This window comes from Streptomyces coeruleofuscus (assembly GCF_039532725.1).
GTDB lineage: Bacteria > Actinomycetota > Actinomycetes > Streptomycetales > Streptomycetaceae > Streptomyces > Streptomyces coeruleofuscus.
Map to the genome: position 1 here is coordinate 501835 of NZ_BAAASE010000001.1, position 23440 is coordinate 525274.

Sequence of the window (23440 nt, forward strand, 5' to 3'; positions counted from 1 at the left end):
CTGAATCGTCTGAGTCTGAGGCGTCGTCATCCGTGCAGTCCGCACTCGGTCTTGCTGCGGCCGGCCCAGCGGCCGGCGCGCGCGTCCTCGCCCTCCAGGACGCGGCGGGTGCAGGGGGCGCAGCCGACGGAGGCGTAGCCGTCCATCAGCAGCGGGTTCGTCAGGACGCCGTGTTCGGTGACGTAGGCGTCCACGTCGTCCTGGGTCCAGCGGGCGATCGGGGAGATCTTGACCTTCTGGCGCTTGTCGTCCCAGCCGACCACCGGGGTGTTCGCCCGGGTCGGGGACTCGTCGCGGCGCAGACCGGTCGCCCAGGCCTGGTAGTCCTTCAGGCCTCGCTCCAAGGGCTCCACCTTGCGCATGGCGCAGCACAGGTCGGGGTTGCGGTCGTGCAGCTTCGGGCCGAACTCCGCGTCCTGCTCGGCGACCGTCTGGCGCGGCGTGAGCGTGATGACGTTGACGTCCATCACGGCGTCGACCGCGTCGCGGGTGCCGATGGTCTCCTCGAAGTGGTAGCCGGTGTCGAGGAAGACGACGTCGACGCCGGGCATCGCGCGGGAGGCCAGGTGGGCGACGACCGCGTCCTCCATGGAGGACGTCACGCAGAAGCGCTTGCCGAACGTCTCGGCCGCCCACTGGAGGATCTCCAGCGCGGAGGCGTCCTCCAGGTCGCGGCCCGCCTGCTCGGCGAGGGCCTTGAGCTCCTCTGCCGTGCGCTGTTCCTGAACCGTGGTCATGTCTTCGCCCCTCCGGTGTCGGATCGCTTCAGTCCCTGGGCCAGGAGCCCGAGGAACTTCAGCTGAAAGGCTCGGTTGCACGCCGCGCATTCCCACGCGCCGTGGCCCTCCTCGTGCGGACGCAGGTCCTCGTCACCGCAGTAGGGGCAGTAGAAGGGGGCCGCGCGTTCGCTCACGACAGGGCCTCCTCGCTGGCCCGGGCCGCCCACGTGGCGAACCGCTCGCCGTCCTCGCGCTCCGCCTGGAACCGCTTCAGGACGCGCTCGACGTAGTCGGGCAGCTCTTCGGAGGTGACCTTCAGGCCGCGCACCTTGCGGCCGAAGCCCGCCTCCAGGCCGAGCGCGCCGCCCAGGTGCACCTGGTAGCCCTCGACCTGCTCGCCCTTGTCGTTGACGACCAGCTGGCCCTTGAGACCGATGTCCGCCACCTGGATACGGGCGCAGGCGTTCGGGCAGCCGTTGAGGTTGATGGTGATCGGCTCTTCGAAGTCCGGCAGACGGCGCTCCAGCTCGTCGATGAGCTGCGAGCCGCGCTGCTTGGTCTCGACGATGGCCAGCTTGCAGAACTCGATGCCGGTGCAGGCCATGGTGCCGCGCCGGAACGAGGACGGCCGGGCGGTCAGGTCGAGCGCCTCCAGGCCCTCGACGAGCGACTCGACCTTGTCCTCCTCGACATCGAGGACGATCATCTTCTGCTCGACGGTGGTGCGCACCCGGCCCGAGCCGTGGGCCTCCGCGAGGTCGGCGATCTTCGTGAGCGTCGCGCCGTCGACGCGTCCCACGCGCGGGGCGAAGCCGACGTAGAAGCGGCCGTCCTTCTGCCGGTGCACGCCGATGTGGTCGCGCCACTGCTGGACCGGCTGCTCGGGAGCGGGGCCGTCGACCAGCTTGCGCCCCAGGTACTCGTCCTCCAGGACCTGCCGGAACTTCTCCGCGCCCCAGTCGGCGACGAGGAACTTCAGGCGGGCCCGGGTGCGCAGCCGCCGGTAACCGTAGTCACGGAAGATCGAGATGACGCCCTCGTAGACGTCCGGGACCTCGTCGCCGGGCACCCAGGCGCCCAGCCGCACGCCCAGCTTGGGGTTGGTGGACAGTCCGCCGCCGACCCACACGTCGAAGCCCGGGCCGTGCTCGGGGTGCACGACGCCGACGAACGCGACGTCGTTGATCTCGTGCACGACGTCCAGTACCGGCGAGCCGGAGATGGCCGTCTTGAACTTCCGCGGGAGGTTCGAGTACGCCTTGTTGTTCAGCACCCGGCGCTTCATCTCCTCCAGCGCCGGGGTGCCGTCGATGATCTCGTCCTCGGCGATGCCGGCGACGGGCGAGCCGATCATCACGCGCGGGGTGTCGCCGCAGGCGGTGACCGTGGACAGCCCGACGCCCTCCAGCCGGTTCCAGATCTCGGGCACGTCCTCGATCCGGATCCAGTGGTACTGCACGTTCTGCCGGTCGGTGATGTCGGCGGTGCCGCGGGCGAACTCCTGCGAGATCTCGCCGATGACCCTCAGCTGCCGGGTGGTCAGCGCCCCGCCGTCGATGCGGACGCGCAGCATGAAGTACTCGTCGTCCAGCTCCTCCGGCTCCAGGACCGCCGTCTTGCCGCCGTCGATCCCGGGACGGCGCTGGGTGTACAGGCCCCACCAGCGCATCCGGCCGCGCAGGTCGTTCGGGTCGATCGAGTCGAAGCCCCGCTTGGAGTAGATCGTCTCAATGCGTGTCCGCACATTGAGACCGTCGTCGTCCTTCTTGAACTGCTCGTTGCCGTTGAGCGGGGTGTGGTGCCCCGCGGCCCACTGACCCTCACCGCGGTGACGGCTCACCTTGCGGCGGGGAGTCGCGGCGGCAGGCTTCTGCGGGGTGGCGGCCATGGTTGATACGTCCTTCGGGACAGGCGTGAAAGCGGCTCTGACCTGCGCGTGCGGGCGCATGGGCATACGTGCGCGTCATTGCGCGGGGATGAGACGAGAAAGGGGGATGTCGGGCTGCGTGAGTGCTCTCAGCGCGCCGGACAGATGGCGCTGGACATGCGGCCGAGGTCGACGTGGCGTCGACTCACCAAGGCAATCCCAGTTCCAGGCATGACGGAAGCGTGTCACGGCGATCTGGACAGAGTCCAGCTTCGTCCAAGATTCGGACACTCCTGTCTCGAAATGCAAGACATGCGTGTCCTTGGTCACATCGGGCCGTCCCGAGGTGTCCGGCCAGGTCAGGCAGGGAACGCCCCTGGCCACGGTCCCGGAGCGGTGACCTCCGGTTCCTCCTCGACCTTGGTGTCGAACAGCTTGAAGCCGCGGCGCTGGTAGTTGTCCATCGCGTGCTCGCCGTCCTTGCTGCAGGTGTGCAGCCAGACCCGCTTCGTCGGCGTCAGTCCCGCCCAGCGGTCCGCGAGGTCCCAGGCACGGGCCACGCCGTACGACAGCAGGTGCCCGCCGATGCGCCGGCCGCGGAAAGCGGGGAGCAGGCCGAAGTAGACGATCTCCACCACCGCGTCGTCCTGGGCCTCCAGCTCCACGTACCCCGCGGGCGTGCCCCGGTCGTACGCCACCCACGTCTCCACGCCGGGCCGCTCCAGGTGCTCCCGCCACCGCGCGTACGACCAGCTCAGCCGGTCCGTCCACAGGATGTCGCCGCCGACCGAGGCGTACAGGAACCGGCTGAACTCGGGCGAGGGCACCTCGGAACGGACGACCCGGACGTCCCCGTCCGGCGGGGCGGCCGGCAGCAGGTCGGTCGGGGCGGTCTGCTCCAGGGACCAGGTGGTCACGGCGATGGTGGTCATGCGGGCCAGAAAATCATCTGACCTACTGGTCTGTCGATCGGTCTACTGCTCTGCCGACCGGCCCAGCGCCCTGTCCACCGACGCCAGCGGCAGCGCGAACAGCATCCGCCCCGACTGGGACCAGAGCTCGCCGGTCTCCTCCCAGTAGGACAGGGAACCCGACCGGCCGCTCCAGCAGTGCCGTGTCTCGTCCGTCGCGCACTCCGTCGCCCGGGCGCCGTCGGTGTCCTGGCGCCACAGCGTCCCGTGCCCGCCGGGCGCGCCCGCCGCGCGGTCGAGGTACCAGTGCGTGCGGTACGACAGCACGCCCCGCACGTCGGTCGTCTTCGACTCGTACGCCTCGACCGGGTCCGCGTGCCCCGAGGAGTCCGTGGCGAACAGGCCGGACCGGGCCGGGTCCCGGCTCAGCGCGTAGCGCCACAGCCGGGTGCGCCGGTCGCCGTCCGCCGGCACCCACTCGCTCGCCACCAGACTGTCGGGGGAGGTGCTGCGGTCGAGGGAGACGGCGGCCGGGTGCGGCACGTCGTCCCCGCCGGGCAGGGTGTACGAGGCGACCGCGGGCAGCACGTACCGGTGGCCGTACGCCGCCCAGCCGCCCCGCACCCGGCCGACCGCGCCGGAGTCGATGGTGGCGCGCTGGATGCGGTCCATGTCGTACACGTACAGCGCGTCCCGGTCGCCCTCCCGGGTCGTCACCAGCAGCTTGTCCTGGTACCAGACCATGCCGGACAGCGGGGAGACCAGCCCCCGGTAGTCCCGTCCGCCGTCCACCGGGACGGCCAGCAGCGCCCAGGTGTAGCGGAGCCGGTCCGGGTCGTCCGCGTCGACGAAGGCGACCTTGGCCAGGCCCTGCTCGGGTGCCGGGCCGTCCATGGAGCCGCCCTCGGTGCCGCCGCGGGTCCAGCCCGAGAGGATCACGCGGTTGCCGCCCCAGCGGCCGTCGTCGTCCGCGTCGCCCGACGTGGTGACCGCGCCGGGCCGCCAGCCCCGGGTGTCGGCGCCGCCGAAGCAGTACGCGCGCGTGGCCGCCGGTTCCACCGGCAGGGCGTGCTTCTCGGCGGCCGGGCAGTCGCCCGCGTTCCGCAGCGTGCGGTCGGCGCTGTCCAGCACCGTGCCCACACCGACCGGCCGGCCCATCTTCGAGGCGAGCCGGTCGAGCCACCGCCCGGGCACCCGGTGCTCGGCCAGCGGCAGCCGACCGGCCCCGGCGGACACGGAGAGGGGCTTCAGGGCCCCGGGCGCGTCGGCGACCGTGGCCTGCGAGGCGCTGATCAGGGTGGCGGCGGCGGTGAGTGCGAGAGCCGTCCCGGCCAGGGCCCCACGCAGTGCCCTGCCCCGCCTGCGCCGCCGGTGTCTGCCGCGTTGCTTCATAACGTCCTCCCGAGGCGGGCCAACTGCGCCTTGTGGTCCGTACGTTGACGGAGGAGCAGGTGGGGTGGCCCGTAGAGGATGCTACGGCAGGTGGGCGGGTCAGGGACGAAGACCTTGCAAATATGCGCAAGATGCACCCTTGGGAACGGCCGGACGGCACGTCCCGTGAACCTCAGGGGGCCGGTGCGCGGGCGCGCAGCCGCCCCACCGCCGGTGCCGTCGAGTGCGGCAGCACGTCGTGCGGGTCGTCCGGGAGGAGCACCTCGACCTCGGCGTCCTCGGCGAAGCGGTACGGCCGGTGTTCCAGGAACGCGCCGAGGTAACGCCGTACCCGCGACATCTCGGCGCGTACCGTCACCGTGCGGGCCGGGTCACCGAAGACGTCGCCGGCCAGGTCCGAGGCGCTGCGGCCGGTGCGGTGGACGGCGAGGAGGTACAGCAACTCGGCATGCCGGGGGCTCAGTTCGCGCGTCCAGGAGCCCGCGCCGCCGGAGACCGTCACCGTCCAGCCGCGGGCCTGTCTCAGGTCCAGCACGATGCCGGCCGCTCCGCGCGGCACCGGCTCGTCGGCGGCCGCCCGCAGCAGCCAGCCCCCGGCCAGCGGCTCCACCGAGCACAGCCCGAGCGCCGGCACCCACTTCGAACCCGGCGACAGGGACTTGGGCAGGGCCACGCGCCGCGTGTACGGCATCCCGCTGACCGCGGCGGTCCAGCCGTCCCGGTCGACGACCAGGGCACGCCCGCCGAGCCGGGCCAGCACCGGCGCCGCCACCGCGCGCAGCCGCTCCAGCGACTCCAGGTGCCGCTCCCGCAGCCGGGCCTCGGCGAGTTTGGCCACCGAGTCGACCCAGGCGAGCGTGGCCGGATGCATCGTCTCCAGCGGACCGCTCACGTCCACCACGCCGAGCAGCCGGCCGTCCCGCGGATCCGTCAGCGGAGCGCCGGCACAGGTCCAGACGGCCTGGGAGCGCACGAAATGCTCGGAGGCGAAGACCTGCACGGGCCGGCGCACCACCGCCGGGGTGCCCAGACCGTTCGTGCCGACGACGTCCTCACGCCAGTCCGCGCCGAGTTCGAGGCCGAGCCCGTCGGCCTTGCGCAGCACCGGCGCGCTGCCCTCCCGCCACAGCACCCGGCCCTCCTCGTCGGCGACCACCATGATGTGGTGGGCGACGTCCGCGAACCCCAGCAGCCCCTCCCGCAACACAGGCAGCACATGGCGCAGCACCGACGTCTCGCGCCGCCGCTGCACCTCCTCACGGGACAGCGGATCCGCCCGGAAGTCGTGGTCCGGATCGACACCACCGCGCAGCATGCGCTCCCAGGACTGCTCGATCACCCGGCGCGGCGGCACGGGCGCGGGCTGCCCGGACAGCCGGGCGGAACGGACCTCGCTGAGCACCCGGGCCGCACGCGAGGTGTCCACGGCGGCGAGCTGCGTGACGTCCATAGACGTGGGACCCCCGGAGTCTTCTCTGACTGTCCGTCTCATACTGTCCGTCTCATGGTGCCGTCCGCCCCAGAGCGGACGCGCACAGTCCGCACACAGTCAGCAGCAAGTTGCAACCCCTTGCAACCCTGGTGGACAGCCCGGCCGTGTCCGAGACTTGAGCGGCGCCGTCCCGAGCGGCGTTCAGTGGCTCGAACGGGCCAGTGCGGCGGGGGTGGTGCCGTGTCGGCGCAGCACCACCTCCGCTTCGGGTACCCGGCTCAGGTCACCGGCCGGGCCCGCTCCACCACCGCCGCCAGATCGAGACTGGGCGGCAGCGTCCCGAACGCCGCGCCCCCGTCGCCGCCCAGCCGCGCCGCGCAGAACGCGTCGGCGACCTGCGGTGGCGCGAAACGGACCAGCAGCGACCCCTGGAGCACCAGCGCCAGCCGCTCCGCCAGCCGCCGCGCCCGCCCCTCCACGCCCTCCAGATCGGCGAGTTCGGTCAGCAGGTTCTTGATGGCCGCGTCGAGCCGGTGATCGGCGCCGCGCGCCTGCCCGACCTCCCGCAGATACGCGTCGAACGCCCCCGGTTCCCGCTGCAACGCCCGCAGCACGTCGAGGGCCTGGACGTTGCCCGCGCCCTCCCAGATCGAGTTGAGCGGCGACTCGCGCACCAGCCGGGGCAGCCCGGACTCCTCGACGTAGCCGTTGCCGCCCAGGCACTCGGCCGCCTCCACCGCCACCGGCGGGCACCGCTTGGTCACCCAGTACTTGGCCGCCGGCACCGCGATCCGCAGCAGCGCCCGCTCCCGCTCGCCGCCGTCGTCGCAGGCCGCCGCGAGCCGCAGCGCCAGCGTCGTCGCCGCCTCCGACTCGATGGCGAGATCCGCGAGGACGTTGCGCATCAGCGGCTTGTCGACGAGCTTCCCGCCGAACACCTCCCGGTACGCGCAGTGGTGCACCGCCTGCGCCACCGCCTGCCGCATCAGTCCCGCCGAGCCCAGCACACAGTCGAGCCGGGTCGCCGCCACCATCTCGATGATGGTGCGCACCCCCCGCCCCTCCTCGCCGACCCGGCGGGCCCAGGTCCCGTCGAACTCGACCTCCGCCGAGGCGTTCGACCGGTTGCCGAGCTTGTCCTTGAGCCGCTGGAGCAGGAACACGTTGCGCGTGCCGTCCGCCAGCACCCGCGGCACCAGGAAGCAGGTGAGTCCGCCGGGCGCCTGCGCCAGCACCAGGAAACCGTCGGACATCGGCGCCGAGCAGAACCACTTGTGCCCGGTCAGTTCGTACGTCCCGTCCTCCGCGAGCGGCCGCGCCGACGTCGTGTTGGCCCGTACGTCGCTGCCGCCCTGCTTCTCCGTCATGCCCATCCCGAACAGCGCCCCGGCCTTGAGGTGCGCGGGCCTGAGCTCACGGTCGTAGACCATGGACGTCAGCCGCGGCTCCCACTCGGCGGCCAGGTCCGGGTCCGTGCGCAGGGCGGGCACCGCCGCGTGCGTCATCGACAGCGGGCAGCCGTTGCCGGCCTCGACCTGCGTCCACACCAGGAAGGCGGCGGCCCGCCGCAGATGCCCGGCCGGCCGGTCCCAGGCCGCGGTCAGCCCCGCGGAGACGCCCTTGCCGAGCAGCCGGTGCCAGGACGGGTGGAACTCGACCTCGTCGACGCGGTGGCCGTACCGGTCGTGGGTGCGCAGCCGGGGCGGGTTCTCGTTGGCCTGCGCCCCCCACTCCTGCACCTGGGCCGAGCCGGAGGTCCGCCCGAGCGCCGACAGTTCGCCGAGCACCTCGTCGCGCAGGCCGGGATCGAGGTGCCGTTCGACCGCCGCCGTGAGGGCCCGGTCGGCCGAGAAGACGTCGTACCCGACCAGCGGCGGGACCTGGTTGTTCACGGAGTGCGTGCTGCCAGCCATGCTGCGAAAGTACCCCGGGGCGGCCCCTTGGTCACCAAGGGGCGGGACCCGGGCGCCGGAGCCCCACCTGTGGGTGAGTACGGCCGGGCGCGACGGATACCGTTAGGGGGTGCAGCCAGCAAGTGAAACCCCCGACACACCCTCCGGGCGCCTCCACCGGGCGCGGGCTCTCTACCGGAACGTCTCCAAGCGCAGGACCGCCTGGCTGTTGCTCAAGGACACCGTCAACTCCTGCATCGAGTACCGCATCCTGGGCCTCGCCGCTGAGGCAGCGTTCTTCACGCTGCTGTCGGTGCCGCCGCTGCTGCTGAGCATGATCGGACTGCTCGGCTACGTCGACGCCTGGACCGGCGCCGACACCATCGAGAGCCTCCAGGCCAACATCCTGGAGGCCGCCCGCACGGTGCTGTCCGACCGGGGCGTGCGGCAGATCGCCGAGCCGATCCTGCACGACGTGATGAAGGGCGGCCGGCCCGATGTCATCTCCATCGGCTTCCTGTTCGCCCTGTGGTCCGGCTCCCGCGCCGTGAACGTCTTCATAGACACCATCACCGTCATGTACGGCCTCGACGGCGTCCGGGGCATCGTCAAGACCCGCCTGATGGCCTTCGCGCTGTTCATCGTCGCCCTGCTGATCGGCTCGGTCGCGCTGCCGCTGATGGTGGCCGGGCCGGACGCGGTGGTGCGGATCGTGCCGTGGTCGACGACGGTCGTGCAGGTCCTGTACTGGCCGGTCGTCATCCTCCTGTCCATCGCCTTCCTGACCACGCTCTACCACGTGTCCGTCCCCGTCCGCTCCCCGTGGATCGAGGACGTGCCCGGCGCGCTCGTCGCCCTCGGCATGTGGGTCCTCGGCAGCTTCCTGCTGCGGATCTACCTGACCAGCACGGTCGAGGGCCCGACGATCTACGGCTCGCTGGCCGCGCCGGTCGCCGTGCTGCTGTGGATCGGTGTGGCCGCGTTCGCCGTGCTCGTCGGGGCCGCGGTCAACGCCGCGATCGACCGGGTCTGGCCGGCCGCCGCGACGGCCGCGGCCCGCGAGGCCAACGAGCGGCTGCGGCAGGCGCAGGTCGCCGAGTACGTGGCCCGCGCCGCCGCCGTGGGAGAGTCCGACCCCGACATGCCCTCCGAGTTCCCGGAACGCTGGTCCCGCTTCCTGCCCCCGGAGGACGTCACGGCTCGGCTGCGCACGCACGTGAAGAGCACCCACGTGAAGAGCACCCACACGAAGGGCCCCGGCGACCAGTCCGACGCGGAACCACCACCGCCCGCGGACAAGTAACCGGCCACACATCACGGCACCCACCGACCCCGCAACGGGGCCCGCACCGGCCCGACTTCTCTGTGCCGGCCCCGCTCCGTCGTGCCCGGAGGGGCCGCGCACCCGCCGCGTCCGCGGGCCCTCCGGGCGGGCCCGCGGGCTGTGGCCCGCCGCATCGCCGCCGGTTCCGGTCCGGCCGTGGTCCGCCCACGGCGCGCACCGCCCGCTCGGCAGGCGGACCGCTGTCGTCAGCCTCTCCACGTCCCCGCCGCCGTCTCCTCCCGTACGAAGTCCGTGAAGTCCCTGGGCGCGCGGCCCAGGACCTCCCGTACGCCGGTTGAGAGGTGTGCGTTGCGGCCGTCGAGGAGGGTGTCGAAGATGTCGCTCAGGGCTGTGACCTCCTGCGGTGGTACGCCGAAGCCGAGAAGCCTCTTGCCGTAGTCCTGTGTCGACACGGCCCGGTAGGTGAGCGGGCGGCCCGTCGCCCGGGCGATTTCCGCCACCGCCTCACCGAACGTCAGCAGGCGCGGGCCGGAGAGGGTGATCGTCCGGGCCACGAACCGGTCGCCGGACGTCAGCGCGGTCACCGTCACGTCCGCGACGTCCCGTAGGTCGAGGAACGGCTCGCGCACCTCGCCGGCCGGGAACACCAGCTCCCCGCGCTCCCGCAGCTCCGCCACCAGCGGCCCCTCGCTGAAGTTCTGCGCGAACCACGCGGCCCGCAGGACCGTCCAGTCCGCCCCCGACGCATGCAGCGCCTCCTCCGTGGGCAGGGCCTGATCCTCGCCGCGCCCGGACAGCAGCACCAGCCGCCGCACTCCGAGCCCGACCGCCTCCCGTGCGAGCTCCCCGACCGCCTCGGCGGCCCCCGGCGCGCCGACGTCCGAGGGGTACACGAGGTAGGCCGCGTCGGCGCCGCGCAGGGCGTCCGCCCAGGTCGAGCGGTCCCACCAGTCGAAGCCGGTCGCCCGCGACACCGCCCGTACCGTGAGCCCGGCGGCCTGCGCCGCCCGCGTCACCCGGCTCCCCGTACGGCCCGAGGCGCCCGTCACCACAACCGTCATGTTCTGCGAGTCCCGTGTCGTGTTCGTCATGCCGTCGAGTCAACTGCCGTACACCGCACGGAACCATCGCTGAACGGCTCATTCCCATACGTCCGCGTCTACGCTGACCCCATGGACGCACTCTCAGGGTTGCTGGAGGGCCCGCGTGCCAGGGGCGCGTTCATGATCAGGGCGTGCTTCGACCCGCCCTGGGCGGTACGCGTGGAGGACCGGGCGCCGCTCACCGTGATGCTCGTCGCGCGCGGCGAGGCCTGGGTCCTGCCCGACCGGGGCGAGCCGGCCCGGCTGCGGGCCGGGGACCTGGCCATCGCCCGCGGCCCTGACCCGTACACCTGCGCAGACGCCCCCGGCACGGCTCCGCAGGCGCTGATCCTGCCCGGCCAGGAGTGCCGCCACCCCGACGGACGCCCCCTCAACGGCTCCATGGACCTGGGCGTGCGCACCTGGGGCGACCGGCTCGACGGCGCCACGGTGCTGCTGATCGGCACCTACCCGATGCAGGGCGAGATCAGCGGCCGGCTGCTGGACGCGCTGCCGCCGCTGCTCGCCCTCACGTCCGACGTGTGGGACTGCCCGCTCACGCCGTACGTCTCCGAGGAGATCGTGCGGGACGAGCCCGGTCAGGAGGTGGTCCTGGACCGGCTGCTGGACCTGCTGGTCATCGCCGCGCTGCGCGCCTGGTTCGCCCGCCCGGAGGCGGAGGCGCCCGCCTGGTACCGGGCCCTCGCCGACCCGGTCGTCGGCGGTGTTCTGCGCCTGCTCCAGGACGATCCCGCCCACCCGTGGACCGTCGCCGCGCTCGCCGCCAAAGTGGGTGTGTCCCGCGCCGCGCTCGCCCGCCGCTTCACCGCCCTGGTCGGCGAGCCCCCGATGACGTACCTCACCGGCTGGCGCCTCGCTCTCGCCGCCGACCGCCTGCGCGACACCGAGGACACGCTCGACGCGGTGGCCCGCCGGGTGGGGTACGGCAGCGCGTTCGCCTTGTCGACGGCGTTCAAGCGGGTGCACGGGGTGAGCCCGGTGGAGTACCGGGGGCGGGTGGCGTAGGGCGGGGGAGCGCCGCGGTGCCCTGGTCAGCGGCGGTGGCGAGTCCGATCCGGGAGGCTCGCGGCAGCCTCGCCGCGCGGCGTAGCCTGGCTCACGTGTACGTGGAGCGGGCGTCGCGGCTGGCCGGAGCGGTCGTGTGGAGCAATGTCCCGGAGCGGGACCGGGCGGCGCGTGTGCTGCCCGACGGGTGCATGGATCTGCTGTGGTACGAGGGGCGGCTGCTGGTCGCCGGGCCCGATACCCACGCCCATGTCACGGACGGCGAGAACGGCGCCTGGGCCGGTGTCCGCTTCTACCCGGGCACGGCCCCGGCCCTGCTGGGTGTACCGGCGCACGAGCTGCGCGACCGTCGTGTCGAGCTCGCGGATCTGTGGCCGGCCGCGGAGGTACGGCGACTGGCGGCCCGGGTGAACGCGGCCCCCGACCCGGCGAGCGGACTGGAGGACCTCGCCCTGCGGCAGGCCGCCGGCGCCGGTCCGCCGGATCCGCTGCTGCGGCACGTCGTGACCGCCCTCGACGCGGGCCGCCCGGTCGCCGCGACCGCCGACGAACTCGGCCTCGGGGCACGCCAGTTGCACCGCCGTTCGCTGGCCGCGTTCGGTTACGGCCCCAAGACCCTGGCCCGGATCCTGCGGCTGCGCCGCGCCCTCGCGCTGGCCCGGGACGGTGTCCCCTTCGCGGACACGGCCGCCCGGACCGGATACGCCGACCAGGCCCATCTGGCCCGGGACGTCAGGGAGCTGGCGGGGCTCCCGCTGGGGGAGCTACTCGCCCGCCGCGGCTAGCGGAGCGAACAGGTCCACCCCGTTGCCGTCCGGGTCGAGCACGACGGCGTACCGCTGCCCCCAGAAGGCGTCCCAGGGCTTGAGCTCGCCGTGGCACCCGGTGCCCACCAGCTCCTCGTACAACGCGTCCACTTCCGCCGGACCGTCGCAGCGCAGGGCCAGCGAGGTCCGGCCGCCGTCGGAGGGCGGCTGCCACTCGGGCAGGAAGGAGCGGACCGTCTCCTCGGTGTCGAACATCAGCCGCAGCCCGCCGGGCAGTTCGGCCTCGGCGTGCGGCTGGTGCTCGGCACCTTCCGGGAAGGCGAACCCGAGCCGGCGGTAGAAGGCGACGGAGGCGGCCATGTCGGAGACGACCAGGCCGATGGCATCGAATCGTGCAGTCATGGGCCTACCGTAGGCATGCCCGCGGCGCCCGGTCTTGAAGGAATCGGACACCGCGCCGGCCGGTGTCCGATCCGTTCAAGACGGCCCCCCGGGCAGGCCCGTAACGTCGCCGCCATGACGACCACGACACGGCAGTCCCGGCACCTCGGCATCCCCGTCGACCGACCCGCACGTGAGGTCTACGACTACGTCTCCGACCCCGCCAACGTCCCCGGCTGGGCCCCCGGACTGGCCCGTTCCATCGAGCTGGTGGACGGCCGGTGGGTGGGGGAGTCGCAGATGGGGCGGGTGGTGGTGGACTTCACGCCCAGGAACGACTTCGGCGTGCTCGACCACGACGTCACGCTGCCCTCGGGGCAGACCGTCCACAACCCGATGCGGGTGATCGCCGACGGCCCCGGCTGCGAGGTGGTGTTCACCCTGCGCCGGCAGCCCTGGATGAGCGACGAGGACTTCCACCGCGACGCGGAGGCGGTGACCGCCGACCTCACCGCCCTGAAACGGCTGATGGAACCGGCCTAAAGGGTGTGTCCGCAAAGTCCCGAAAGCCTGCCGGTCGCTCATGGCGTCCTCGCCCTGGAGGCCGAGCCGGTCGCCGTCGACTGCACTACACCCGCGGCGCCGCCGTACTCGCCCGTTCCACCAACCGCGTCGACAACTCCGTCCGCGTGCTCTCCGGATGGTGGCCGTCCATCAGGCGCAGCAGCGACCGCAGGGCCGTCGCGGCCATCTCCGACAGCGGCTGGCGGACCGTGGTCAGTGCGGGGGAGGCCCAGCGCGCCTCGGGCAGGTCGTCGAAGCCCACCACACTGATGTCGTCCGGGACCCTCAACCCCCGCTCGGCCAGGGCCTCGTAAACCCCCAGCGCCATCCGGTCCGAGCAGACGAAGACGGCCGTCGGCGGCTCGGGCAGGTCGAGCAGTTCCAGCATGCGGCGGCGGGCCAGGTTCTCGTCGAAGCCGGCGTGCCGGACGTACTCGGCGCGGTGCCGGACCCCGGCCGACGCGAGCGCCGAGCGGTGACCGGCGACCCGGGCGCTGCTGCACAGCGTGCGCCGGTGACCGGCGATGACGGCGATGCGCTCGTGGCCCAGGGACAGCAGATGCTCCGTGGCCGTCAGACCGCCCTGCCAGTTCGCCGCGCCCACCGACGCCACGCCCTCCGGCGGTTCCTGGACGGGGTCGATCATCACGAACGGGATGCGGTGCTGCTCCAGCCAGGCGTACTGGGAATCGCTCAGCTCGGCCAGGTTGAACAGGACCCCGGAGGAGCCCCGGGCGACCAGCTTGTCCAGCCAGCCGCGCTCCGGGCGGCCGGCCCGGGTGCGGGTCAGGGCCGCCGACACCACGACCTCCAGGCCGGCGTCGTGCGCCGCCTCCTCCACCCCGTGCAGCACCGCGCCCGACCAGGAACTCTCCAGCGAGTGCACGACCAGGTCGACCAGCCGGGGTGCCTTGGTCGCGTCGAACCGGGGTCTGCGGACATAGCCGAGCCGGTCGAGCGCCTCGGTGACGCGGCGGCGGGTCTCGGGCGCCACGTCCTCGCGGCCGTTGACCACCTTCGACGCGGTCGGCACCGACACCCCCGCCTCGCGCGCCACGACCGCCAGCGTCGGACCTGCCGCCGCGCTCGCACTCGCCGTACGGACCATCGGGAACCCACCTCTCCGGCCCGCCCGAGGGCCGTGGAAAGTTTCGACCAGCGTTGCTCACCGCGGTCCGGAGCCCGAGCCGACAGAAAGCGCTTCCTACTCTAGGTGCGGCGCATGACGGCGGGAAGACAAGTGAATTCACGGGTTCTCGCCGGTCAAAACTTTCGAAACCCCGAACAAGGCCCTCAGTCGGGTGTGCAGGTCAGCCGGAACCCCCTGAAGTCCGCTGTGAACAAGGCGTCCACGAGGTCCCGGGCGTGGATGCCCGCCATCGCACCGGTGAAGCGCAGCCGGGAACCGTGGTCGTCGGACAGCCGGCTGAAGTCCAGGGCCGGTCCGATCGCCGTGCGCCCCCCGTCCCGTACGTGCCAGAAGCGTGCCTCGGCTCCCTCGATCGTCACGCCGAGCGTCACCGGTGCCCCCGCGGACACCTCGACGACCGCGAGCTGCCGTGTCCCGCCCTCGTCACGCTCGACGAGGCTGAGCACCGTGCGGCCGTCTCCCGCGGCGCTCCACTGCTGTCCGCACTGCGGCTCGCCCTCGGGCTCCGCCCAGGTCAGGTCCAGGCTGAGGTACGCCTCGGGGTTGTACCAGAGCACCAGCCCGGCGGCCTGGGTGAAGGTGACCGGCCGCGCCTCGACGGTGACCTCGGCCTCCGCGCGGTGCTCGGTGACGCGCTGGGCCAGCAGGCTGCTCGCCCAGCGGGACTCCGGGCCGTGCCGGCCGCGCAACCGGATCCAGCCGGGCCGGGCCGTCGTGTCGGCCCAGGACGCGTCCGGCGGCTCGCGCAGGGAGCTCCACGGCCAGGACAAGCCCTCGGGCGGGGCGGCGGGAGGCAGCGGGTGCGGCCGCGTCGGCACGTCCACTTCCACCGCCGGGTGCCAGCCGCCCTGCCGCAGCCGGGGCCAGCCCTCCGCGTCCCAGGTCACCGCCTGGATCGCGGTCTCCCGGCCGAGCGGGCAGCGGCGGCCCTGCGGCGTGTGCAGCGGACGGGCCGTCAGATGGCTGAGGAGCCACTGCCCGCCCGGCGTCTCGACCAGCTCGCCGTGCCCGGCCTTCTGCAACGGCGCGTCCGGGGCGTCCCGGGTGGTCAACAGCGGCCGGTCGTCGAGTTCGTACCGTCCCGTCAGCTCCCGACTGCGGGCCACCCGCACCCCGTGCTCCCAGCCCGTGCCGCCCTCCGCGAGCACCAGGTAGTACCAGCCGGCGCGGCGCACCAGCTTCGGCCCCTCGATGAGCCGGTCGTGCTGGAGCAGCAGACGCGTCGGCCCGACGGCCGCCAGGGTGTCCCGGTCCAGCTCCGTGACGACGATCCCGGCGAACCTCCGGCCGCCCGGCCGGTGGTCGTTCTGGAGGTTCAGCAGCCAGAGCCTGCCGTCCTCGTGGAACAGGGCAGGGTCGAAGCCGTGGCTCGCGACCCGGCGCGGCGCGCTCCATTCGCCGCTCACGTCGGTGGCCGTCGACACGTAGGTGTCCAGGTCGAAGTACGGCGTGCCGACCGAGCGCACGACGGTGTACGTCACCCAGAACCCTTCCCCGTCCCAGCTCAGCGACGGCGCCCAGACGCCCCCGGAGTCGGGCACCCCGGCCAGCGAGCCGCCGGGGGCCGCGCCCCGGACATGCCCCGCGTACTCCCAGTGGGCCAGGTCGCGGGAGCGGTGGACCGGGATCGTCGGGAACCACTCGAAGGAGCTGGTCGCCACGTAGTACCAGTCGCCGACCCGGATCAGGGAGGGATCGGGGGCGAAGCCGCGCAGGACGGGGTTGTGCAGGACGGTCACGGGAGGGCTCCGGGAGGAGGGATGGGCACCCGGGGGCCGCGGGGAGTCAGGGTCACCTGCGGCCCCCGGGAGTCAGGGAGAGGCGAGGGGGATCACCTGAGGGCGAGGGTCACTTGAGGCCGCCGGTCACTTGAGGGCGCCGAGCGTCACGCCCGACCGCCAGTAGCGGCGCATCGCGACCATCATGATCGCCATCGGGACGATGGACAGCAGCGCGCCGGTCAGCACCAGGCCCGTCAGGTCGATGCCCGACTCCAGGCGCGTGCCCGTCCAGTTGTACAGGCCCAGGTTGAGGGTCCAGTTCTCCTTGCCGCGCAGCACGGTCAGCGGCAGGAAGAAGGCGTTCCAGGTGTTGACGAAGGCCAGCAGGAACACCGTCGCGCCGCCCGTCGTCATCATCCGCAGCACGATGCTGAAGAAGATCCGCAGCTCGCCGGCACCGTCGATCCGGGCCGCCTCCAGCAGCTCGTAGGGGACCGTGGCCTCGGTGTACACCTTGGCCAGGTACACGCTGAACGGGTTGATCAGGCAGGGGATCAGCATCGCCCACGGGGTGTCCACCATGCCGAGCGCCGAGAACAGCAGGTACAGCGGCAGCGTGAGCAGGGCGATCGGGATCAGGAACGAGCCCACGACACACGCGAAGATCACGTTGCGGCCGGGGAAGTCGAACCGGGCGAGGCCGTAACCGGTTGCGAGCGCGATCAGCGTGCCGCCGAGCGAGCCGACCCCGGCGTACAGGAACGAGTTGGCCGTCCACCGCAGGAAGATGCCGTCCTGGTAGGTGAACACCTGTTGCAGGTTCTCCCACAGGTGCCAGCCGGAGAACCACAGGCCGTTGCTCTGGTACAGCGCCGTGCGGTCCTTGGTCGCGGCGACGATCAGCCACCACACCGGGAACAGGCTGTAAACACTGGCCAGGATCAGCCCGACCAGCAGGAAGCGCTGACCACCCCGCCCGCGGGAGGCCGCGTCCGGGCGGGGGAGGCGCCGGACGCTGCGGACGGGGGGCCGCTCGGTGGTGTGCTCGGTCAGCACCATCAGTCGGCCTCCTTCGAGGTGAGCCGGTAGAAGAGGAAGGAGGCCACGCCCAGGATCAGGGCGAGCAGCACGGAGAGGGCGGCCGCGTAGTTGTAGTTGCCCGCGTTGAACGCCTGGTTGTAGATGATCATGATCGGGGTGAAGCTGTCGCTGACCGTCTGCGGCGTGATGTTCCGGAACAGCGCCGGCTCGTTGAAGATCTGGAGCATCTGGATGATCGACAGCAGCCCCGTCAGCACCAGCGCCCCGCGCACGTACGGGATCTTGATGCTGCGCGCGATCCGCAGCTCGGAGGCGCCGTCGAGCCGGGCCGCCTCGAACAGCTCGCGGGGCACGCCCTGGAGTGCCGAGTAGATGATCACCATGTTGTAGCCGATGCCGTGCCAGGTCAGCAGGTTGCCGATGGACGGCCACACCATCGACGGAGCGAAGAAGTTCCAGTCGAAGCCGAGGGCCTTGCCGATCGGGGTGAGCGGGCCGACGTCCGGGCTGTAGAGGTTGACCCACACGATCGCCGCGACCACGCCCGGGATCATGTACGGCACCAGCAGCAGGATCCGGAACCGGCTCGCCGTCCTGGAGGTGAGCGCGTCCAGGAACAGCGCCAGCAGCAGGCTGATCAGCAGCATGAACGGGATCTGCACACAGGCGAAGAGCACCACGCGCAGGATGGAGTTCATGAACGCCGAGTCGGTCAGGCCCTGCGTGTAGTTGTCGAGCCCGACGAACTCCGTCGTGGCGCCGCCGAGGCCGAGCCCGGACTGCTTCTCCGTGAACAGCGACTCGTAGACGGCGTAGCCGATCGGGAGCAGGTACAGGAAGACGAAGCCGAGCTGGAAGGGCACCGTGAACGCGGCACCCTTCCAGCGCATGGAGCGAATCATCGAGAACGCCTCAGCCCTTGACGCTGATACCGCGGGACTTCAGGTCCTTGACCGTCCACTCCTGCATGTGCGCGAGCAGGTCGGTGACCTTCTGCTCCTTGTTGACGACCTTGGCCCAGCCCGCCTGGAGTTCGGTGAACATCGCGGTCCAGTTGGGACCGAAGGTCCAGTCGGTGGTGACGGTGCCCAGGCTGTCCGTCACGACCTTCTGCGCCGGCTCGTAGTTCTCGCCGAGCAGCTTCTGTGAGATCGACTCACCGACGTAGGTCTCGCTGTCGGCCAGCGCCGGCATCACGCCGTTGCCCGTCTCCGGGCTCGCCATCGTCTTGACCGCGTCCTGGTTCGTGGACATCCACAGCGCGGCCCGCGCGGCCTGCTCCTGGTTCTTGCACTGCTCGGTCACCAGCGTCACGCTGCCGGTCAGGTTCGTACCCGCCGGCGTCTTGGGCGCCTCCCCCTTGTACGTCGGCCACGGGGCCAGCGCCCAGTCGCCGAAGGACTTGGTGAAGTTCTGCACCATGCCGGCCATCTGCCAGGTGGAGATCTGCCGGGTGGCGGTGGCGCCGGTGTCGTAGCTGCGCTGCACGGCCGCGTAGTCGGCGAAGGACAGCTTGGCGTTCAGGTCGTTGTCGATGATGTCCTGGATCACCTTCGCGGCCTTCAGGGTGCCCTCGTCCTGGAAGTCCACCTTCCAGGCGTTGCCGTCGATCGAGTACCAGTGGGCACCGGCCTGCATGGCGAGCACCTCCAGGGTGCTCGGGTCCTCGCCGGCGTAGTTGGTGATCTTGATGCCGTGCTTCTTCAGCTCCTTGCCCGCGGCGATGAAGTCGTTCCAGGTGGCCGGGGGCTTCAGGCCGTACTTCTCGAAGATGTCCGTGCGGTAGATCGTGAACTGGGGGGCCGAGCTGGTGGGCACGCCGTAGAGCTTGCCCTGCACCTGAGCGCTCGCCCAGGCACCGGTGTTGAACTTGTCCTTCTCGCCCTCGACGTAACTCGTGATGTCGGCGAGCGCGCCCTGCGAGACCCAGCTCGTCACGTACTCGGCGGTGTTCTGCACCAGGCAGGGGGCGTTGCCGGCCTTCACCGCGTTGGTCAGCTGCTTCTGCATGGTGAGCTGGTCGGTGACCTTGGTGTACTTCAGCTGGATGTCCTTGTGCGAGGCGTTGAACGCCTTGACGACCGCCTCCTGGCCGTTGGCCCAGCCCCAGAAGGGGAGGGTGACCGGGCCGGACTTCGACGCGGCGTCGTCACCCGAGCCGGATCCGCCGCAGGCGGAGAGGAGACCTGTCAGGGCGATACCCGCGACTGCGGCGGAGGCGAACCTTCTCCGGGGGCTGGTGAAGTTCATCTGACCGTGATCCTTCGGAATAGGCGTTCTCAGAACGAGAGGACGGCAGCGGCTCGGTTGTGCCGGCCAGGAACGGCGGCCGGAAACCGTCGGCTCGCGGTTGCGGGGGGTTCGGCCAAGCGTAAGCAGAAGCTGTAGTAAGCGGTTGCTGGGACCGTAGGCGCGTAGCTCGGCTCTTAGCAAGAGGTGCGCGGAAATTTGTTGCGGCGGATTGTCTGCCGGGTTACCCCGGACGCGCGGCGTCCGCTCGCGCACGGGCTCGTATACGCGCAGGTCAGTGGGGTCCTAGGCGCGCCGGTCCAGGGCCTCTTCGGTCACGCCGACGAAACCTCGAACGGCCCTCGAAGCCCCTGGTAACCGGTTACGTAACTACATCTGGTCGCTATCCGCGCTGACCCGGCGGCCGCACCGAGTTGCGGACCACGACATGCGTGCCCAGCACCAGGTGGTCGCCGTCGGCGCTCTTACGCCGCCCCGCGCCGCCCTCGCGCCGGTCGGCCACCGCGCGCAGCGCGACTCGGCCCATCTCCTCGTACGGAACGTGCACGGTGGTCAGTTGGGGAGTGAGCTGGGACGCGAGCGGGATGTCGTCGTAGCCGACGATCGAGACGTCCTCGGGCACCCGCAGACCCGCCGCGCGCAGGGCCTGCATGGCACCCGCCGCGACCACGTCCGTCCCCGCGAGCACGGCGGTGAAGTCCGGCGTGTCGTGCAGGGCCGCCTCGACGGCCTCGTACCCGTGCTCGTAGTCGTACGGGCCGTGCCGGACCATGCCCGGGTCGAACGGCACGCCGTACGCCTCGAAGGCCCGTTGCGCTCCCTTCAACCTGCCCTGAGCGGTGGTCAGTTCGGCATGCCCCGGCAGGACCAGGACGCGCCGGTGACCGGCCGACAGCAGATGGCTGGCCATCGCGTAGGCGCCGCCCTCGTTGTCGTAGTCGACGGTCGTCGCCGGGACGTCGCCCTCCAGCGGGGGCCTGCCCACCAGGACCAGGTGCGAGCCGGCCGCGTCCAGGGAGCGGGCGAAGCGGGCCATGCGCAGCTGGTACTCGTCGTAGTCGTAGGCCCCGCCGAGCAGGATCACCGCGGCCACGCCCTGCTGGCGCATCAGATTCACCAGGGCCAGCTCCCGCTCGGGGTCGTCGCCGGTGGTGCCGACCAGGGAGAGCCAGCCGCGCAGGGTGGCGGCCCCTTCGACGCCCTTGGCGACATGCGCGAACGCGGCGCCGGTGATGTTGTTGATGAGGATCGCCACCGTCGGTGTGCCGCCGCCGGCCAGGGAACGCGCATGGGCGTTGGTGACGTAGTCCAGGTCCCGGACCACCTTCATCACCCTGCGGCGCAGCTCCTCCGACACCGGGTAATTGCCGGACAGCACCCGCGAGACGCTGGCCACGGAGACGCCGGCCCGCTCCGCGACGTCGCGAATGGTCGCCCGTCCGGCGTCGCTCGTCGCCTTGCGCTGACTCACCCTTGCGGCTCCTTCGCGGTAGTGGCCCGGACTGTTGTCGTCCGGTCGGTGGCGGGCCCGGCCGCGCCTGCTGCCGGGGTCGTGCCCGCGCCGTGCGGAAACCGTATCCCATCGTTACTCCAGGGCTGGAGGGCCTGTGGACAGGGGCTGGATGCGCCTGCCCGGCATGACGTGGCCGGAACCGCCTGCCCTGCCGTGGCAAGCCGCGTCGCATCCCCCGGCCGCTGGTCACCGGCCGTAACGCGTTCTGTGGCGGAGCGCCTCCGGCAGGCACACTGAGTGGCGGTACGGAGGCGCTGTCGGCACGGGGGAGGCGCGATGGACCCGACTGTGGCGGGCCTGCTTGCGGCGGTGGTGGGCGTGGGCGGCACGCTGGGTTCGGCGTTGTTGACCCAGCGCCGCGGAGACGCGTCCCGCCGCGAGGAGTGGGAACGACTCGAAGGAACACGCCGTGCCGAGACGGCCGCCCGGCGAGCGGAGTCGGGGCGTGAGGCCCGCAGAGCGGCGTACACGGAGTTCAACGCCGCCGCCCGCCACTATCTGGCGACCCTCAACGACCACTCCCACGTACTGCGCATCGGGTACGACCCGCAGGAGTCGCTGGCCACGGTGGAGGCGGCCCGCGTGGACTACCGTCGCCGCTACGCCGAGGCCCAGATGATCGTGCCGGACATCGTGCTGACGGAGGTGAGACGGGTCGACAGGGACCTGAACTCCGTCTACGGCGTCCTGGCCCGCCTCACCCGCGGCACCACGCGCGACGGCGACGACATCGAGGGCGTGCGGGATGCGATCAAGCAGGGCTGGCAAGACCTGTCCAGGATGCGCACCACGATGCGCGAGGACCTCGGAGTGACGAGGCCGTCCCCCGAGTGAGGGCCCGGCGGTCGACTTCGACTTCGCGCTCCTTCCTCGGCGTTTGGCCGCAGGGCCGCGCCGTCCGGTCGCGGGGCCGTGTCGTCCGGCCGCGGGGTCGCGTCGCCCGGTCGCGGGGTCGCGTCGTCCGATCGCAAGGCCGCGCCGTCCTGCCGCAGGGCCGCCTGTCATGGCGTGTCCGCCGGGGAACGGTGCCGGTCCTGCTCGATCCGCCGTAAGTCCGGACCGTCCGACCGCCACGGCGTCACGCCACCCGCGCCAGATCCGCCCGCAGCACCTCGTGGGCCGGCGGCGCGCCCGACACCAGGCGCTCCAGTTCCTCCACCACGATGCGGCCGAGCCGCTCCAGTTCGTTGCCCAGGGAGCCGGCGATGTGCGGCGTGAGGAACACGTTGGGCAGGTGGTACAGCGGGGAACCGGCCGGCAGCGGCTCCGGGTCCGTGACGTCGAGGACCGCGCTGAGCCGGCCGGAGACCAGCTCGTCGGCGAGCGCGTCATGGTCGACCAGCGCGCCGCGGGCGGTGTTGATGAGCACGCCGCCGTCCCGCACCAGGGCGAGCCGGTCGCGGTCGAGCATGTGGTGGGTCTCGGGGATGTCGGGGGCGTGCAGACTCACGATGTCGCTGTGTCGGAGCAGGTCCTCCAGCGACAGCGACTCGGCACCGAGGGCGGCGGCCTCGGCCGGGCTCACGTACGGGTCGTGCAGCAGCACGGTGAGGTCGAACGGCCGCAGCAGTTCCAGCAGTCGGCGGCCCACACGGGACGCGCCGATGACACCGACCCGGCGGCCGAGGTTGCCGGTGGCCGCGGTCTCCGCGGGTCCGGGGTAGGCGTGCGTGCGGCGGAAGCGTTCGCGGTGGTCGAAGGCGTCCTTGCCCACGAGCAGGACCATCGCGAGCGTGTACTCCGCGACGGGCACGGCGTTGCCCGTCACCGCGCTGGACACCTTCACGCCGCGCTCCCACAGGGCGTCGCCGACCAGGGAGCGCACGGACCCGGCCGCGTGCAGGACGGCGTCCAGCCTCGGGGCCGCCGCGAGGGCGCCGGCGTCCAGGTGCGGGCAGCCCCAGCCGGTGATCAGCACCTCCGCGGAGGCCAGTGCACCGGCCGCGGCCGGATCGGTGAAGTCCCGCACGACCAACCCGGGATCGATGTCGGCCGTGCGCCTCAGCCGCTCCATCAGCGGCGGAGGAAAGAGCAGCGGGAGGTGAACCGGGTCCATCGCGAACACGGCCCGCGGCAGCTGAGGGCTGGGCATGACACTCCTGGAGCAGAGGATGGAAACAGTTTCAGAAAGCGCCTTCTACCGTAGGTCCGCCGGGAAGCGGTGGTCAATCGGCAGGACCGGGGCGTCGGCTGTCAGTAAGTGAGGGGGTCGGAGCCTCCGTCCCCGAGGGCCCGGCATGGCATGTGGTGGTAATCGGTTACTGATGTTTCAGTGCACGGAGGTGGAGGCAGACTGCGCCCCTCTCGGTACCCGAGCCCCCGGCCGACCACTTCGGCAACCGGTTCCTAAGTTTGTTGCCGAGACGAGGTCCCAACCGCCCCTGGTCAGGGGCATCCCACCATCCGTCGGCGGCTTGATCGCGACGGCCGAAAACAGGACTCACCGG

The 23440-nt window shown here is 71.9% G+C and carries 22 protein-coding genes; 5 read left to right on the top strand and 17 right to left on the bottom strand.

Annotated features, from left to right (window positions below; translation table 11 throughout):
* Positions 1-26: 26 nt before the first annotated feature.
* The 8 genes from ABFX81_RS02140 to ABFX81_RS02175 all read right to left on the bottom strand — a co-directional run bounded on the left by ABFX81_RS02140 (position 27) and on the right by ABFX81_RS02175 (position 8234).
* Positions 27-737 (bottom strand): phosphoadenylyl-sulfate reductase, encoded by a 711-nt coding sequence (locus tag ABFX81_RS02140; RefSeq protein ID WP_086851628.1) that lies wholly within the window; start codon positions 735-737, stop codon positions 27-29.
* Positions 734-913, bottom strand: a complete 180-nt coding sequence (locus tag ABFX81_RS02145; RefSeq protein WP_086851626.1) for a hypothetical protein — start codon at positions 911-913, stop codon at positions 734-736. The genes ABFX81_RS02140 and ABFX81_RS02145 overlap by 4 nt, the downstream gene beginning before the upstream one ends.
* Positions 910-2607 carry a nitrite/sulfite reductase gene (locus ABFX81_RS02150; protein WP_086851624.1) on the bottom strand — a complete coding sequence of 566 codons (1698 nt, stop codon included), beginning with the start codon at positions 2605-2607 and terminating at the stop codon, positions 910-912. The genes ABFX81_RS02145 and ABFX81_RS02150 overlap by 4 nt, the downstream gene beginning before the upstream one ends.
* A 128-nt stretch (positions 2608-2735) precedes the next feature.
* Positions 2736-2819 carry a putative leader peptide gene (locus ABFX81_RS02155; protein WP_310887545.1) on the bottom strand — a complete coding sequence of 28 codons (84 nt, stop codon included), beginning with the start codon at positions 2817-2819 and terminating at the stop codon, positions 2736-2738.
* 126 nt (positions 2820-2945) lie between these two features.
* On the bottom strand, positions 2946-3518 hold the full coding sequence (locus ABFX81_RS02160) for a GNAT family N-acetyltransferase (protein WP_086851622.1): 573 nt from the start codon (positions 3516-3518) through the stop codon (positions 2946-2948).
* 42 nt (positions 3519-3560) lie between these two features.
* Positions 3561-4889, bottom strand: a complete 1329-nt coding sequence (locus ABFX81_RS02165; RefSeq protein ID WP_086851620.1) for a hypothetical protein — start codon at positions 4887-4889, stop codon at positions 3561-3563.
* Between the two features lie 172 nt (positions 4890-5061).
* Positions 5062-6339, bottom strand: coding sequence for a GAF domain-containing protein (locus tag ABFX81_RS02170; RefSeq protein ID WP_086851618.1), 1278 nt, complete (start codon positions 6337-6339; stop codon positions 5062-5064).
* A gap of 260 nt (positions 6340-6599) precedes the next feature.
* Entirely contained in the window at positions 6600-8234 is a 1635-nt protein-coding gene (locus ABFX81_RS02175; protein ID WP_346137538.1) for an acyl-CoA dehydrogenase family protein, read from the bottom strand.
* 109 nt (positions 8235-8343) lie between these two features.
* Between ABFX81_RS02175 and ABFX81_RS02180 the strand changes: the two genes are divergently transcribed.
* A complete protein-coding gene (locus ABFX81_RS02180; protein ID WP_086854416.1) occupies positions 8344-9516 on the top strand; it encodes a YhjD/YihY/BrkB family envelope integrity protein in 1173 nt (390 codons plus the stop codon).
* A gap of 227 nt (positions 9517-9743) precedes the next feature.
* Here the strand turns inward: ABFX81_RS02180 and ABFX81_RS02185 are convergent, their stop codons facing one another.
* Complete coding sequence (locus tag ABFX81_RS02185; RefSeq protein WP_086854415.1) at positions 9744-10589, bottom strand: NmrA family NAD(P)-binding protein; 846 nt, start codon at positions 10587-10589, stop codon at positions 9744-9746.
* 81 nt (positions 10590-10670) lie between these two features.
* Between ABFX81_RS02185 and ABFX81_RS02190 the strand changes: the two genes are divergently transcribed.
* Positions 10671-11606 (top strand): AraC family transcriptional regulator, encoded by a 936-nt coding sequence (locus tag ABFX81_RS02190; protein ID WP_346137539.1) that lies wholly within the window; start codon positions 10671-10673, stop codon positions 11604-11606.
* A gap of 95 nt (positions 11607-11701) precedes the next feature.
* Positions 11702-12391 carry a helix-turn-helix domain-containing protein gene (locus tag ABFX81_RS02195; protein WP_086854576.1) on the top strand — a complete coding sequence of 230 codons (690 nt, stop codon included), beginning with the start codon at positions 11702-11704 and terminating at the stop codon, positions 12389-12391.
* Here the strand turns inward: ABFX81_RS02195 and ABFX81_RS02200 are convergent.
* Positions 12371-12775, bottom strand: a complete 405-nt coding sequence (locus ABFX81_RS02200; protein WP_346137540.1) for a VOC family protein — start codon at positions 12773-12775, stop codon at positions 12371-12373. The genes ABFX81_RS02195 and ABFX81_RS02200 overlap by 21 nt on opposite strands.
* Before the next feature lie 114 nt (positions 12776-12889).
* Here ABFX81_RS02200 and ABFX81_RS02205 point away from each other — a divergent pair, with 114 nt between their 5' ends.
* Positions 12890-13297: an SRPBCC family protein gene (locus ABFX81_RS02205; RefSeq protein ID WP_346137541.1), complete on the top strand. Its 408-nt coding sequence runs from the start codon at positions 12890-12892 to the stop codon at positions 13295-13297.
* Positions 13298-13382: 85 nt separating this feature from the next.
* Here the strand turns inward: ABFX81_RS02205 and ABFX81_RS02210 are convergent, their stop codons facing one another.
* The 6 genes from ABFX81_RS02210 to ABFX81_RS02235 form a co-directional block, all read right to left on the bottom strand.
* Positions 13383-14426 carry a LacI family DNA-binding transcriptional regulator gene (locus ABFX81_RS02210; RefSeq protein ID WP_346137542.1) on the bottom strand — a complete coding sequence of 348 codons (1044 nt, stop codon included), beginning with the start codon at positions 14424-14426 and terminating at the stop codon, positions 13383-13385.
* Between the two features lie 185 nt (positions 14427-14611).
* A complete protein-coding gene (locus ABFX81_RS02215) occupies positions 14612-16207 on the bottom strand; it encodes a glycoside hydrolase family 43 protein (protein ID WP_346137543.1) in 1596 nt (531 codons plus the stop codon).
* A gap of 126 nt (positions 16208-16333) precedes the next feature.
* Entirely contained in the window at positions 16334-17248 is a 915-nt protein-coding gene (locus tag ABFX81_RS02220) for a carbohydrate ABC transporter permease (protein WP_346137544.1), read from the bottom strand.
* Positions 17248-18132 carry an ABC transporter permease subunit gene (locus ABFX81_RS02225; protein ID WP_086846419.1) on the bottom strand — a complete coding sequence of 295 codons (885 nt, stop codon included), beginning with the start codon at positions 18130-18132 and terminating at the stop codon, positions 17248-17250. The genes ABFX81_RS02220 and ABFX81_RS02225 overlap by 1 nt, the downstream gene beginning before the upstream one ends.
* Positions 18133-18142: 10 nt before the next feature.
* Complete coding sequence (locus ABFX81_RS02230) at positions 18143-19480, bottom strand: extracellular solute-binding protein (RefSeq protein ID WP_086846417.1); 1338 nt, start codon at positions 19478-19480, stop codon at positions 18143-18145.
* Positions 19481-19862: 382 nt separating this feature from the next.
* Positions 19863-20951, bottom strand: coding sequence for a substrate-binding domain-containing protein (locus tag ABFX81_RS02235; RefSeq protein WP_086846415.1), 1089 nt, complete (start codon positions 20949-20951; stop codon positions 19863-19865).
* 318 nt (positions 20952-21269) lie between these two features.
* On the opposite strand from ABFX81_RS02235, the gene ABFX81_RS02240 reads away from it, so the two are divergent.
* Positions 21270-21827: a hypothetical protein gene (locus ABFX81_RS02240; RefSeq protein WP_086846412.1), complete on the top strand. Its 558-nt coding sequence runs from the start codon at positions 21270-21272 to the stop codon at positions 21825-21827.
* Between the two features lie 244 nt (positions 21828-22071).
* Here ABFX81_RS02240 and ABFX81_RS02245 read toward each other — a convergent pair whose 3' ends face one another.
* Positions 22072-23085 (bottom strand): hydroxyacid dehydrogenase, encoded by a 1014-nt coding sequence (locus ABFX81_RS02245; RefSeq protein ID WP_346137545.1) that lies wholly within the window; start codon positions 23083-23085, stop codon positions 22072-22074.
* Between the last annotated feature and the right edge of the window lie 355 nt (positions 23086-23440).